The sequence below is a fragment of the Microcoleus sp. BM001215392 genome (assembly GCF_036700185.1).
Lineage (GTDB): Bacteria > Cyanobacteriota > Cyanobacteriia > Cyanobacteriales > Microcoleaceae > Microcoleus.
Map to the genome: position 1 here is coordinate 1 of NZ_JAUBOJ010000199.1, position 13383 is coordinate 13383.

Annotated in this window: 13 protein-coding genes and 1 pseudogene; 3 read left to right on the top strand and 11 right to left on the bottom strand. The window is 43.4% G+C overall.

Annotated features, from left to right (window positions below; translation table 11 throughout):
* Positions 1-313: 313 nt before the first annotated feature.
* Entirely contained in the window at positions 314-532 is a 219-nt protein-coding gene (locus QT974_RS20140; protein ID WP_333470201.1) for a hypothetical protein, read from the top strand.
* Positions 533-545: 13 nt separating this feature from the next.
* On the opposite strand, the gene QT974_RS20145 is transcribed toward QT974_RS20140, so the two are convergent.
* Positions 546-953, bottom strand: a complete 408-nt coding sequence (locus tag QT974_RS20145; RefSeq protein WP_333470202.1) for a gamma-glutamylcyclotransferase family protein — start codon at positions 951-953, stop codon at positions 546-548.
* A gap of 120 nt (positions 954-1073) precedes the next feature.
* Here QT974_RS20145 and QT974_RS20150 point away from each other — a divergent pair, with 120 nt between their 5' ends.
* Positions 1074-1667 carry a glyoxalase-like domain protein gene (locus QT974_RS20150; protein ID WP_333470203.1) on the top strand — a complete coding sequence of 198 codons (594 nt, stop codon included), beginning with the start codon at positions 1074-1076 and terminating at the stop codon, positions 1665-1667.
* Positions 1668-1863: 196 nt separating this feature from the next.
* On the opposite strand, the gene QT974_RS20155 is transcribed toward QT974_RS20150, so the two are convergent.
* The 10 genes from QT974_RS20155 to QT974_RS20200 form a co-directional block, all read right to left on the bottom strand.
* Positions 1864-3141 carry a bifunctional sterol desaturase/short chain dehydrogenase gene (locus tag QT974_RS20155; RefSeq protein ID WP_333470204.1) on the bottom strand — a complete coding sequence of 426 codons (1278 nt, stop codon included), beginning with the start codon at positions 3139-3141 and terminating at the stop codon, positions 1864-1866.
* Positions 3142-3339: 198 nt separating this feature from the next.
* Positions 3340-3966 carry a restriction endonuclease subunit R gene (locus QT974_RS20160; protein ID WP_333470205.1) on the bottom strand — a complete coding sequence of 209 codons (627 nt, stop codon included), beginning with the start codon at positions 3964-3966 and terminating at the stop codon, positions 3340-3342.
* Between the two features lie 11 nt (positions 3967-3977).
* On the bottom strand, positions 3978-4601 hold the full coding sequence (locus QT974_RS20165; RefSeq protein WP_333470206.1) for a restriction endonuclease subunit R: 624 nt from the start codon (positions 4599-4601) through the stop codon (positions 3978-3980).
* 104 nt (positions 4602-4705) lie between these two features.
* Complete coding sequence (locus QT974_RS20170; RefSeq protein WP_333470207.1) at positions 4706-5602, bottom strand: polysaccharide deacetylase family protein; 897 nt, start codon at positions 5600-5602, stop codon at positions 4706-4708.
* A 140-nt stretch (positions 5603-5742) separates the two neighbouring features.
* Positions 5743-6684, bottom strand: a complete 942-nt coding sequence (locus tag QT974_RS20175) for a hypothetical protein (protein ID WP_333470208.1) — start codon at positions 6682-6684, stop codon at positions 5743-5745.
* Between the two features lie 3 nt (positions 6685-6687).
* On the bottom strand, positions 6688-7842 hold the full coding sequence (locus QT974_RS20180) for an AAA family ATPase (RefSeq protein ID WP_333470209.1): 1155 nt from the start codon (positions 7840-7842) through the stop codon (positions 6688-6690).
* A complete protein-coding gene (locus QT974_RS20185; RefSeq protein WP_333470210.1) occupies positions 7839-8945 on the bottom strand; it encodes a DUF262 domain-containing protein in 1107 nt (368 codons plus the stop codon). The genes QT974_RS20180 and QT974_RS20185 overlap by 4 nt, the downstream gene beginning before the upstream one ends.
* Before the next feature lie 207 nt (positions 8946-9152).
* A complete protein-coding gene (locus QT974_RS20190; RefSeq protein ID WP_333470211.1) occupies positions 9153-10802 on the bottom strand; it encodes a family 10 glycosylhydrolase in 1650 nt (549 codons plus the stop codon).
* A gap of 561 nt (positions 10803-11363) precedes the next feature.
* Positions 11364-11762 (bottom strand): photosystem II protein Psb27, encoded by a 399-nt coding sequence (gene psb27 / locus QT974_RS20195; protein WP_333470212.1) that lies wholly within the window; start codon positions 11760-11762, stop codon positions 11364-11366.
* Between the two features lie 293 nt (positions 11763-12055).
* Positions 12056-13309, bottom strand: a complete 1254-nt coding sequence (locus QT974_RS20200) for a DNA replication/repair protein RecF (RefSeq protein WP_333470213.1) — start codon at positions 13307-13309, stop codon at positions 12056-12058.
* Between QT974_RS20200 and QT974_RS20205 the strand changes: the two are divergent.
* A pseudogene (locus QT974_RS20205) lies at positions 13308-13383 on the top strand (D-galactonate transporter); the annotation flags it as partial. The gene QT974_RS20200 and the pseudogene QT974_RS20205 sit on opposite strands and share 2 nt — an antisense overlap.

Below are 13383 nucleotides of genomic sequence, written 5' to 3' on the forward strand. Positions count from 1 at the left end.
GGTTTCTCGACACTCGCTGTAAATCTCAGAAACAGGTTTTTCTCTATATTTCTCGTCACCCAACCCAAAAATTCAATGATGTCAAATGGGTTCTATAAGTCCGAGGATTGGAGTAATGAATCGTGTTATTTTAATTGAGCCCGCTCGGGGTTTGGGCTTTCAACCAATTTTTTCTGGTAATTCTAGATTGGAATTTGCGGGATATTACTGGGTATCACTTTTGTCAGGAAATGCAGCGCCGTACTAATGTTTTTGTGAGTGTGCCAACTGGGCCGGACAGATGAAACTGATAAACTGAAAGTGCGATCGGCAGATGCTGATTTATATCTGCAAACCCTTTAGTCTGGCTCAGTTGGCAATTCGGATCGAAGTTGTGTTGAGACGGATGAGCTGTGTGACTCCATCACCGATGATATTCGATCGACCGACACAGTTAATTCAAACGGTTGGGGATTACGCTCACAGGTTCGATTCGCCCGTTAGCGAAGCTTGCAGAAGAGGATCGCACGCCAATGTCAATTTAGTCAGCTAATCGGGATTAAGACTTATTTTGTGAAAAACCGATTTTCCCACGTCCCATCGGGCAGCCAAATGCCTCCTAGAGCACGAACGCGATCGGGTAACATGAAGTATGTCCAAGCCGTGCCTAGGGGTTTGAGGTGTCGATCGCAAATTTCGATTTCCTGCCGCTGATATTCATTTTCCGTCGGTTCCCGCAGCGGGTGATAGTCTTCCAGTCGGTCTAAATCGTCCAAAATAGCGGAATTTGCGAAACAGAGGAGAAAACCGCAAACATTACCATCTCCGGCCACCATTGCAGGATAGCCGATCGGCAGTGCAAAAAGTTGGCATTGACGTGCGATCGCGGGCAAAGCATTCACAACCTTTCCCTCGCAGTAGCGCAGATAGTTGCACTCCCCTGGTTTGAGAGTGCCGTAGACAAAGACTTTCATCGGGTAGGGCTTAATCGCTAGTTTTTGCTATATTAGATGCCTAAGCTAATAGTTTAAGTCTCGCGGGCGATCGCGACTGCAATCTTCCTAAATTTCGTTGTTTACCCTTTTTTATAATTCATGACTCTAGCAGTTAGTTTTATTGCTTTTGGACTTCGGCCCTTGTACTTGAGCTCTTTTTTGCCCTCCCTGGACGGCTTGTTTTCGACTCAAGGGATCATGGTGATGCTGCTGGCCGCCTATGCGGGGGCGATGTGGATGTTTCTCACCAGTGCTCCCAAGGTACACACGGTGATGGTATCGGATCTCGCACAGGCGAGGGAGTTCTATGAAGGTATGCTAAGCCTTCCTGTAGCAGAAGTACCGCTGCATTACTACTATAATTACGAGCAAACCTTGGGGACAACGGGTATCGACCCCCTGTATTTGTCGCCCAATGTCGGGAGGGGAACGAGCTCTCAAACGATGGGGAGTCCCGAGGGTTTGTGGTATCAGTTGATGAAAAATACGCAGCTACACATTATTAGTGGGGCTGGCGCAGGCGAAAAAAATCGCGAACGTCATGTTTGTTTCGATCGCGATTGTTTGGATCAGCTATTAATGAGAGTACAAACTCGCGGGATTAGTTATAAAATTCGCCGGGAAAAGCCGCTTAATTTCTTGGTTAAGGATTATGACGGGCGCGTGATTGAAATGGCTGAGGTTAGTAATTAGATCGGAGTCGGCGGTTGAAACTCGGCGGTTGAGAGTTGAAACTCGGCGGTTGAAACCGCGTCTATACAAACGATGTCCGCCTCCGCGGACTGAAGATAATAACGTAAATTTAACGGCCTGTCTTCAACCCGCGTCGGCGGGTTTTGTCTGTGTCGCCGCGGTTTCCAACCGCCCGGTATTCTGCGTTTCTGCTTTGTCAATTAATCTTAGCTTCAACGCTAGATTTTTCCGCTGTCGGCGCTGCTTTAATCTCTGCAACTGTCTGGCGGCTGAAAATTTGGAAATACGAAGAAACAAAGAATTCTTTGACTGGGAAAACGATCGCAGTCAAAGGATTGATTGTGACGATGATATTGCGGACATCGGCTTTAGCTTGTTTGACAATTTGCTGCGCTACCCAGTCAGGAGACATAATGCCGATCGGGTTTAAGTTGCTTTTGAACGGCCCTAAAATCAGTTTGCGGACGATACAGGGCGCATCCAGCCTGCGCAGAGTGACTAAATCTCCCAGGGCGCGCTTGCTGAGTTCGTACAGGGGACTGACAGCGGGAATCACTTCTGCTTCGGAAGTGTTGATCCAGACTTCTTTGCAAGCTATATTTTCGTTAGTACGGACTGTTAAGAAAAACAGTTCCATCAGCCGCCACGCCGAAAAAGTGTTAATTTCGTATGAGTTTGCGATCGCCTCTGGGGTTCTTTCACCCTGTACATTAATCCCGTGATTGATGACAAGAATATCGATTTTTTCTAACAATTTAGCTAAATCAGCCTCTTCGCCAACTTGCCAACTTACGGTTTTTACAGGCAAAATCTCGCCGTCTACATTCACAGTAATTTCCTCATTTCCAGAGGAGAGGGCGATAACTTTTGCACCAGCTTTGTGCAGGTGTTTGAGAAGCAAACGCCCTAAAGTTCCCGAGGCGCCGGTGACGGCGACAGTTTTGCCTTTGAGAGAAAGTGCTGTGCCCATAAGTTTATCTATTAAGGTGAAAGTACCGCAATAGTAAGCATTTTGATTGTCGAAATGATGCTTCCAGTGGTAAGGTTTATTCACGAACCAGTTACCGGGGATAGTTTGGAAGTCTCCGGGTTGGTGGGTGATGTCGGTTAACTCGTCTGCGCCTTTGATGCCGATCGCGCGGGCGATCGCACTCAACAAAAAGCTTAAAGTATAAATACAACCCGCTGCTGCGCCCCAGTGATATTCCGGCAACGCAAAATAAGCTAAAACCCACAGCAACAAGCCCAAAACCATCATCGCCGCAGCTTCGGGCACGTCGTGACGCCAGTGCGCTTGTTTGTAAATTGTCTCGCTGACGGGCGTCAAATTCGGGCGGAAAACGCGGTGATGCCAATTGTGCAGCTTTTGCAGTGCCGGCACATAATGAGACGCGACGTGATAAAAGTCTCGGATGATTTCTGCCCAAAAGACAGAAGTTATTGCTACAGCGCCGACTATCCAGTAATTTACCATGCTCGCAGAATTTATAAATTTCAGATATTATATCATGTCCGGTTAATTACCATCATAAAAACCGTTTGTAGTAAGGACTTTAGTCCTCTGATTATGAGGACTAAAGTCCTTACTACAAACCAATTTGATTGTGGAGTTATTCGGATATGATATGAAATATTGTCATTTTTCAATGATAACTGAAAATGACTTTTATGGCTAGTCTGGCAATTGGCTCAGCCGTTTTAAAATCTGTAAAACGCGGTATAACTCATTGCCTAGATTGTGAATCGTGAATTGATTTGATAAGGCATACTGCGGATATTCTCCTCTGACAAGTTTGACAAAAGTGAAGTTAGCACCTGTGGAAATCATCCCAAAAGTAGGAGTTTCGGGATTGGGATCTGCCAGCATATATGTCAGGAGTTGGGCAAGTGCTTCGTCAGTTGAAAATGAAAGTTGTTTGGATTCAATTACTGTCACCCACAAGTTGGCTTTCATAATCAGGATATCTATTCTGCCTTCGATGATTCTGCCTTCGTCTTCTTCTTGAATCGCGATCGACTTTTCGGCTTTGACTTGAAAAGGAGACTCAAAGAGACCGGCAATAAATAAAATGGGACTGATAATTGTCAGCTTGACTGCATTTTCCAATACAGGCGGGGAGTCTACTAAATTGTAGTAGATTTCTTGGACTCGATCGAGCAATTGTTTTTCTGTGTCAGTTACTTCGGGTAAGTTTTCTTGCCATTCTCGGAAAAACTCCTGATTCCGAACTCGCTGTAAACCGAAGTTGTCGATTAAATAGCGGAGGTTGATATCTCTTGCTTGTAGTTTTTGCACCATAATTTACTCTCTTAAGCTAGTTGACTCAGGCGTTTGAATATCTGCAAAACACTGTACAGTTCATTATCGCGTCGCCGAATTGAAAATTGCTCTGACAAAGCATAACGTGGAGTTTCCCCTCTGACTAACTTAATAAAAATAAAGTTGCCGCCAGTAGTAATCATGCCAAAAGTAGGTTTTTCTGGATGAGGATCTGCCCACATATAAGCGAGGAGTTGTCCCAGTCCTTCCTCAATCGAAAAAGCAGCTTTTTTTGACTCAATCACCATTACCCAAAATTGGTCTTTTAAAAGTAAAATATCTAGTCTGCCTTCAATGATTACACCATCATCTTCTTCTTGAATTTGAATGGATTTTTCAGCTTTTACCTGAAAAGGAGACAGGTAAAATCCGGCAATAAACAACAGCGGCCCCACTACTGACAGCTTAACTACATTTTCCAGTAAAGGTGGATAGGTAAGTAAATTGATAAATCCGGCTTTCAGCCGATCGAGCAATTGTTTTTCTAAATCGGTATTTTCTGGTAAGTCTTCTTGAAATTCTCGGAGAAATTCCTCATCTTCTGCTAGCTGAAGACCGAAGTTGTCTATCAAGTAGCGAATGTTTATATCTTTGGCTGCGAGTGTTTGTGTCATGGTGGAATTTTGATATAACTATAATCCTATTTTACTGCTATTTTTCTGCATCTTGGTATTGTACGGGTAATTTTTGACATTTCATAACTTGTATGGCGCGCCATTTATTTAGGTTTTTGGTCAGCAGTTTGTTGTTTTTGGGATGCTTGCATTTGCAGCAATTGCGGTACGGTGACAAACCGATATCCCTGCTGTTTGAGTTTGGGAATAATTACAGATACGGCCTCGACTGTTTGCTGGCGATCGCCACCGCCGTCATGCAACAATACGATCGCCCCCGATGTCGCTTGAGACAGCACGCTGCGGGCGATAGCAGCCGCCGGAGGTTGCGAAAAGTCCTTAGGGTCGATCGACCACATCACCACCACATAATTTTTCTTTTTAGCATAATCGGCAAAACCGTTATTTAAGCGCCCACCGGGAGGACGAAACAACAAACTTTTCGCCCCAGTCGATCGATAAATATGAACGCCAGTATTATCGATTTCATCCGATGCTGTTTTTTCCGTGACATTGTGATAGAAATGATGCCAAGTATGATTGCCGATCGCATTTCCGGCCTTGACTACTTGTTTGGCAATTTCTGGATTCTCTCGCAAATTTGCACCCAAACAGAAAAATGTAGCTACCGCGTTATGTTTCTGCAATATTGCTAATATTTTCAAACTTTCCGCAGTTGGGCCATCGTCAAAAGTCAGGGCGATAACTTTTGAGTCGCTGATACTTGCTTGGTAAACAATTTGTCCGCGAAATTGCGCCGGTGGTGCGAATACTAAAGGTTCTACCAGAGGTTTGGGAGACGGATTTGCGGCGGGAGAAGGGAGTATTTGGGGTTTGGGCGGTTTCAGCAGGTTTGGCGGGGGATTGCCGAAAGGGGGGATTTGGGCTAACGAATTTGAATTCGCAGTTTGTCGGATTTCAGGGAAAAGTGAGATAAGTGCGATCGATCCGATAATTATCAAGATTTGAATTGCAGATTTTTTAATAAATTTGGGAGTCATGCACTGTAGGATTTGCTGTAACGCTCTAATTATCGCTTACAGCTTTGCCAGCTTGAAAGTTGGCTAAATTAATTTTTGTTTAAAAACAGCGATTTACGCCACGCCAAAACCTTCAGCTAAAAGTTTGGCGAATCTTAAAATTATTGTATTTTGGGGCCAATATACCCAATGATTATCTTTCCCGGCCCTAATTCTGTGCAGAAATGAAGTCGCCAAGCTCCCGGTGTCATGCGGACGTGCAAACTGAAAATACGCTTTGTTCCGTCAAGACATTTAATATTTAGTTGCTCTCTAAACTGCTTAAGCCTTGACTCGCTCTCTGGAGATACCTTGCTAGGAAGCTTCTCTAAATCCAGCGCTCCATCTGTCCAATTTTTGGATAATTCATTAATCTCAAATAACTTTATTACAACTTGTCGTAACATTGTTGGATCGACAAGGCTTTCTATCTGTTGGCTAACGCGATCGCAAAATTCCAGGCTGGAGAATAACTCAGCTCGACGGTTCCAAAGCTCCAAACCATCAGCAACTCCTGTTAGCTGACGCTTCTGAATCCAATCAGCGTGTTCGAGAACGTGGCTTTTTTGACTAGCATGAAGAACCTCTACACTTTCTTCTATTAGCTCCCCATTGTCGTCAATTTGTATTAGTTCTAAATTGATGCGACTCCTATTCCACAGCGATTCTGAAGTCAGACTAATTGCCAATGTTTCCAGGTAGTGAGCAACTTTAAATCCTTCTGCTTGAGTCCCCTGCAAACTACTCAACTCGCAATCTGAATCTTGAATAGTTTTAATCTTTACATCAGTAATATCAACGCATAAAGGAGTCTTAGTTGCTCGCGTTAGCAGAAAAGTCCGCTCGTCTTTATTAACTTCACGATCGTTAAGCCAACGAGAAAGAGGATAGTTTTCTGTAAGTATGATAGCCGAAAAATCTTCTTTAGTACGCATTGCCTTCAATCCACAGCCTTTAGCTGCAACCATCGTCCTAATCAATTCTGACATCCATTGTCGTGCTATGGAAATATCAGGAGCAAGAGTTCGTGCAGACAGTTCATTAAACACCATCTCCAAATCCATCCCTTATTCTCCTTCCACCGCAGGTTCCAACAAAATCTCCAAGCTGTTGTCCCACTCGTCAAAAAAACCATCCGGCCAGCGATCGATTCGTCCGTTGCGATCGATTTTTGGAGATACTACATTAGTCACGGCTTGTCCTTCTTTATTTTGACGCTGGAAGTAATGCAATTGAACATTTTTCGGGTCAAGTTTGCCCCCGTGAACCGCAAGGCGAATCCCATTTAAAACATGATCGCTGTGAGTTTCTATCACAACTTGAACGCCACCGCTAGCTGCCAAAGCTAACAATTCACCCATTTTAACTTGTCCTTTGGGATGGAGATGCGCTTCAGGATTTTCAATTAAAATTATTGTACCAGGAGTTGATGCAAGTGCCGCTACAATAATCGGTAAAGTATAGCTAATTCCAAATCCCACATTAGTTGCACGGTAAGGATTGCTATCTCCATAGGAATATTGAAAACTCATCAAATCGACATCAGATTTAGCGTCAATTTTGAGGCGAGTACCTGGACTGATTTCTCCCATCCATGCCTCAACTTGGTCAATTAAATCCATTGATTTTGCAGTAGATAGCTCTTTTTGTCTTTGAGTCTTTAATTTTACCTCTGGATGGCTGAGGCTGCTATTGGGAATAATTTTCTCTCCGTTAATCGCAAGAAAATGAGCAGCATATTCGCCTTTGATCCCCAGTTGACCGAGCTGTCGTACTTGGTAATCAGACATTTCATTAAATGGGCGTGGCCCAAGCCTTTCTGCCTGAAGATAGTGAAAATTATTGCCAAAAAGATTCGATTTATAGACTTCAGAGCTAACTGGTTCCGAGTCAATGTTTAACACATCTACTTCTCTGTCATATTTGAAACGCCATGTCGCTTTGTTATTATTTTCCCAAACAATGCCAAAACCAATTAAGTCCTCTTTTGCTCCCTCAAAAAGTGCGTCTCTAGCAGTACCGATATTCACAAAATAGCCATTAAGCGCCAACCCTTTTTCTGGCAATAGACCCTGTTGGTAAGATTGTCTTAGCAGTAGGAGCGATTGCATGACAGAAGATTTACCAGTGCTGTTTAAACCGGAAAATAACGTTAATTTTTTGAATTCCAAAGACTGATTCGCAAAAGGTTTGAAGTTCAGCAAGTGTAGCGAAGTAATCATGCCAGAACCTCCTGAATTATTTTTTCGATTATCATAAATCTGTACTCAATTTTTTCCGCAGCTTGAGAGATAGAAGTCAGAAAATCTCGATCGCTATCTACATAATTTCTAAATTTTTCAATCAACTGCTCCTTTTGCTGCTTCAATATCTCAAGTTGTTCGTCGCTCAGCAAACTGAGATTAACAGACCAAACTTCAAATAATGCTTTATTAATCGGAAACATTTTTGTTTGGTGTTGGGAGATTTTACGAAAAGCATTTTTCCCAAAGATTTTCCATGCAGCCACCATAGCTTTTTTGAAATTATCTTCAATTACTTTTAATTCATGTTCCGACATATTGTTAATCTTAGATAATGCTTTACTTAAAAATAAATTTCTCTTTTCAGATTGATAATTTTTATAAGATGTAAGTGTAAATGCTAAAAAGCCGAGTATAAATTCCCGATCGTCCATCCGCATTTTACGCAACTTACTTAGCTTAGTAACTTGCTGAAATTCTTGTAAAAGAGCAAGTTTAGCTAAGAATTTTGTTGCCTTACCGGGGTTGAGAGCATGGCGCAGTTCTTGAGGAGACATGGGCAACCCACCTGTATTAATCCGTTTAAAAATATTATATTTAACTTCAGGAGGCGTACCTTTTTCAATTAAATAAACTGTCACCTGAGTTTCCTCTATTCGACGTTGGTATCTGCGCCCGATTTCATCATAATTTTTGCCTTCTAAATTGAGCAAGTATTCTAGTCCGCATAACATCAGTTTTTTATCGCTCATAAATTGCTTGAGAGCAGATAGCCGCTGCAATCCATCCACAACTAACCATTTATCTTCATCAGTTGCATCTATATAAAAAGCTGGCAATGGAATCCGAATCAGGATCGATTCAATCAGTCTGCTTTTTGCGTCATTTTTCCAGATGTTTGCATGACGCTGAAAGTCTGGTGCTAAGTCAAGAGCTTCCTCATTGATTCTTCTTAGGAGTTGCTCGATGGTTGGTTCTCTGGTGAAAATATTAATTTCATCAGGGTCATAGATCAATTTGTCTGTTTCATAAAGTTCATCGCCGTTATCTTCTTCTTGACTCAAATTTAAGTCATCAATCATTGAATCTTGGTTGGATACTTGCTGTTCTAGTTCTGGCTGACTTGCCATAGGAAATACTCCTTTGTGTTAATTTTTATTACAATCCCGTATTGTCCTTATAAAACTTGGATGACGCTCCGCTCCTAACAGAAACGAGCATTTCCAAAAATTATCGCACAAATTGCCGCTTGTAGAGACGCTACAAATCCCATCTCTACAACTAATCCCCTACATCCGGCAAGTTTGTCGCGCCCTTTCATCCTCCACTTCTTGCCAGCCAAAAGAAAAATGACTCACCGCATTAATTTGCGGCGTTGCAGCACGAATTGCCCGCATTTGAATCTCCAAAGACGGACGATTTTTCAGAGATTTTCCCCAATCTCCGGCAATAGCAGGAATGATTTTTGCTCCCGCAGGCGCTAAACTCAAAGTCCGCTGCACCTGCGGCACAATGCAGCTTACATCCCCACAATTGCCGTAAGACATCGCGTGGAATTCCACACCAGCCGGAAACCTGTCCCAAGGCTGCAATCTCGAATCAAATCCCCCTTGATTAATCTTTTGATTTCCATTAGGAAAAAACACTGCTCCTACAGGAATTCCCATCCTTTGAGCTGGTTGAGTTGCCATTCCGAAAAAATCTAAAATCCCTTGGACTGCGTGAGCAACGCTTAGTTGCCAGAGGTCTTTTTGCAGAATGCCGGTATCGGGAAGCGGCGGTGTTGGTGTCGGTTTGGGTGTCGGTTTGGCAGGGTTTGGCGATTTTGTAGCGGGAGTTATTGAAGCTGCTTTTGATGTGGCATTCTCCCTTCTCGAAGCTGGAACTGCTACCGGGATAGCCCGCGGAATTCGCCCCTGCCAAAGAGGTTCTTGCTCGGTTGGATACTGTTTGACTACTGCTTGAACGTCATTGATATTAATAAATCCCTTAGTCAAATAGCGCTGAATTAAATCTCGTCCTTGCTGATTGTTCGCTCGCTGCAAAAGCATTTGCTGCGATGCTTGGCCGTAAATCCACAAGTCTTGAACTTTGGTGGCAACTGAAGCAGATCCGACGCCTCGGACATAGCGAATGTAGTCGAATAACATTCCTTGCGGTTTGCGCTTGACTATTTGATTGACTAACAAAGAATAGTCTTGCTTTGCTTGCGCATTGTAGGGATCGACAAAGGCGTGGGTGGCGTGACTTTCTCCGGTTTGGTCGTCTAAACCCGCGTCTTGAATTACTGTTAAACTTGTCTGATTTTTGCCGTTGAGGGCGAGGGTTTGCTGTCTGTCGGAACGCTGAGAATAGGTATAGCCAAAGTTCATGGTAAATAACCAGGCGTATACTTTTAATCCTCGCTGTTTGCCTTTGGCGATCGCCTTTTCTAGCAAATCATACTTTTCGTAGCCGCGATTTCGCAAAACCGAAGGCCAAGCAGTTGGATTGTCTGCCGCGGGAAGCAGCACTTGACCGTCATAAAACACTTCGACATAGACTTGATTGTAGCCCTTGTTTACAACTTTGTCTAATACGCGATCGATCTCTCCGGGCCTGACATCGCAGGGATACAAGCGCAGCCAAACTGCTTGGGTTTGGGGCCAAGTTTTTTGGCGGCATTCTGCCATTTCCCGCGCGTGTTTGCTCAAGACGGCAAAATATGCTTGCTGGGATTCCGGTTTTCCTGACAGGGCGGCGCGGCGCAAGTCTTCTTTTTGATTGACTTGCTCTTTGGATAATTGACAATAGGCTGATGTTTCGGCAAAAGCTGGTTGATTTTCGATAAATGGCAAAACAAGCTGGCTGATGAAGCTACTGGTTAAAACAGCAGTTACCGCACTTAAACAGCGTCGCTGAGGTTGAAAGTTGGCGATGCGAGTCGGTGCAATTTTCATGGGATAATTAAATCGGGTTTTCTAGTTTAAATTGGGTGGCGATCGCCAATCAGGCGATCGCGCAGACGCACAGCTACAAATTTTCTACTTTTTTTAGATTAACCCCGTCCAACAACGGGTGCAAGCCCCCCGATCGAGTTGTGGAGATCCCTAATTTGAGATCCAAGTTGAATTTCCCAGATTAATCTGTGGAGTCAATCTAAAATCTAAAATCGACTGACCTAGTTATGGCACAAGTCGATCGCACAATGCAAATTTTATATAGCGGCAATTTAGATTTTGTGCGATCGAATAAGGATAAGACGGGCGCGGTTGAAACCGCTGCTATACAAGCCAAGTCTCTCTCTAAGAGACTAAAGAGTAAACGGGGTAAAAATCCCATATTTGGTATTAGATCCAGTTCGATTTTTAAGTATTTTTTCAGTAAATGCAGCAAAAAAAGCGCCTAGTTCAAGTGGGCGCTAAAAACAGTTGATATTTCTACTAAAAATTGTTAACACTCAAATATCAAGGATGAAAGATGAATTATTCAAATTTATCTTTTATCCCTAAATTTTGAGATTAAGATCCTCTGGTTAGAGCAGATTCTACCTGCTGAAATTCAGACTCAAGACGTTTTTTCAACTTTTCAGGAACTGGACGATTGGGATAGGAACTGTAATGTCCAGCCAAAGAGTTTAAGGCCGTGCGCATTGTGGTGAAAGATGCCAACTTAGTAAGAGCGGGATCGCGGCGGTATGCTGCGAAAAAATCGTTGATACTTGTACGAGCAGCGGCTTGAGCGGCTGCTTTTTCCGGCGCGCCATCTGCCAAAGTGAGCGCTGTTCTCAAGCTGTTGACTAATGCTAACGTGTCTTTGCTGTAGTCTCCGCTGAGAGTGGCGGGAACATTGGTACAGCCTGCTACGCCGATGACAACAACTAATACGAGGGCTAACAGACGGGAAATGTAATGCTTCATAAGGGTTAGAAAAATGGAAGCGAAAGCTGCAATCAAAATTAACCTTTATCCTATCTCGAATTGAGCTAATTATGTCAATTTTTCAATTTTTTTTTGCATCAATACCATGAAAAGTAAAATTTGTCAATCTCACCTAGATTGATATCATATCCGATCGAACGACCACAATCAAATTGGTTTGTAGTGAGGACTTTAGTCCGCATCCGTCAGAGGACTAAAGTCCTCACTACAAACTGTTTTTATTAGGATAAGTGAGCGGACATAATATAATTTATTAATATCAACTATTCAATTTAAAATTGATTGATTTGTCCGGAAACGACGGAGAGAATTTGAGTTTGGCGCAGCCACTGACTGTCAAAAGCGCCTAGATGAGTCGTTGTAATCAGAGTTTGAAATCGTTCTTGAATCGTTTCTAAAAGTTGATTTTGGCGGCTCAGATCGAGTTCTGCAAGTACGTCGTCGAGCAACAGTAAAGGTGCTTCGCCGATGACTTCTTCAATAAGCTGCAATTCCGCTAATTTTAATGCTAGTACGAGAGTTCGCTGTTGGCCTTGGGAGGCGTACTGACGCGCTGGAGTATTGTTAATTGTAAATGTAATGTCGTCGCGGTGCGGGCCGACTAAAGTGGTTCCTTGAAATTGTTCTGCGATCGCCCTTTTTTGAATTTTCTCTAAAAATGCTTGCCGCACTCCTTCGAGATTGTCTTTGCCGATTAATTCCGAGCTGACTTCAATATTAGCATCGTATTTGACATCTAAAACTTCTGTGGAACCGCTAATTGAACCGTGCCAATTGCGCGCTAAAGGCATCAACCGTTCCAAAATACGATCGCGCCTGCGGATTACCCGAGCACCTGCTGTCGCCAACTGCGCGTCCCACAAGGCTAATTCTGAACTGGGAATTGGGAATGGGGCATCGGGCATTGGGCATTGGGCATTGGGCATTGGGAAATCTGCTCTATTTTGGTCTTCGGGAGTTTCAGATCCGATAAATCGGTTTTTGTCAAAACTTTCGGAAAATTCTGCTTTTCTGACTTCTCTAGAACGTTTCAGCAGAGCGTTTCGCTGGCGCAAAATTTGGTTGTACTGGTGCAAAATGTGAGCGTAAATCGGCTCTAGTTGGATGACTAGCCGATCGATCCAGTTGCGCCTTCCTTCGGGCCCGCCGCGCACTAAATCTAAATCCAAACAGGAAAATTGTACTACATTCAGGACGCTCAAGAAGTCTAAATGGCGGCGCAGCGGTTCGCCGTTGAGCTTGAGGCTGCGGCGCGCCCCCGAGCGCAGAGTTAAGGCTAAGTCGATCGCTCCGGTTTGACGTTCGAGTGTAGCATCTATTTGGGCGATCGGCTTTGATTCGAGAATTAAATCGCGATCGCGCGATACTCGGTGGCTTTTTAAGGTGGAAAGCAACTCTACCGCTTCTAATAGGTTAGATTTTCCTTGGGCGTTATTTCCTACTAATATGGTTTTGGGAGCGTCAAAGGCTACTTTTTGATCGAAGTAGTTCCGAAACTGCCGTAGGTGCAGTGTTTTCAAATACATAATATTAGTTATTGGTTATTGGTTATTAGTTATTGGTTATTGGTTATTGGTTATTGGTTATTGGTTATTGGTTA

Excerpts from the sequence above, each read along its gene's own strand:
- QT974_RS20140 (WP_333470201.1), top strand. The coding sequence starts at position 314 with ATGCTGATTTATATCTGCAAACCCTTTAGTCTGGCTCAGTTGGCAATT.
- QT974_RS20145 (WP_333470202.1), bottom strand. The coding sequence starts at position 953 with ATGAAAGTCTTTGTCTACGGCACTCTCAAACCAGGGGAGTGCAACTAT.
- QT974_RS20150 (WP_333470203.1), top strand. The coding sequence starts at position 1,074 with ATGACTCTAGCAGTTAGTTTTATTGCTTTTGGACTTCGGCCCTTGTAC.
- QT974_RS20155 (WP_333470204.1), bottom strand. The coding sequence starts at position 3,141 with ATGGTAAATTACTGGATAGTCGGCGCTGTAGCAATAACTTCTGTCTTT.
- QT974_RS20160 (WP_333470205.1), bottom strand. The coding sequence starts at position 3,966 with ATGGTGCAAAAACTACAAGCAAGAGATATCAACCTCCGCTATTTAATC.
- QT974_RS20165 (WP_333470206.1), bottom strand. The coding sequence starts at position 4,601 with ATGACACAAACACTCGCAGCCAAAGATATAAACATTCGCTACTTGATA.
- QT974_RS20170 (WP_333470207.1), bottom strand. The coding sequence starts at position 5,602 with ATGACTCCCAAATTTATTAAAAAATCTGCAATTCAAATCTTGATAATT.
- QT974_RS20175 (WP_333470208.1), bottom strand. The coding sequence starts at position 6,684 with ATGGATTTGGAGATGGTGTTTAATGAACTGTCTGCACGAACTCTTGCT.
- QT974_RS20180 (WP_333470209.1), bottom strand. The coding sequence starts at position 7,842 with ATGATTACTTCGCTACACTTGCTGAACTTCAAACCTTTTGCGAATCAG.
- QT974_RS20185 (WP_333470210.1), bottom strand. The coding sequence starts at position 8,945 with ATGATTGATGACTTAAATTTGAGTCAAGAAGAAGATAACGGCGATGAA.
- QT974_RS20190 (WP_333470211.1), bottom strand. The coding sequence starts at position 10,802 with ATGAAAATTGCACCGACTCGCATCGCCAACTTTCAACCTCAGCGACGC.
- psb27 (WP_333470212.1), bottom strand. The coding sequence starts at position 11,762 with ATGAAGCATTACATTTCCCGTCTGTTAGCCCTCGTATTAGTTGTTGTC.
- QT974_RS20200 (WP_333470213.1), bottom strand. The coding sequence starts at position 13,309 with ATGTATTTGAAAACACTGCACCTACGGCAGTTTCGGAACTACTTCGAT.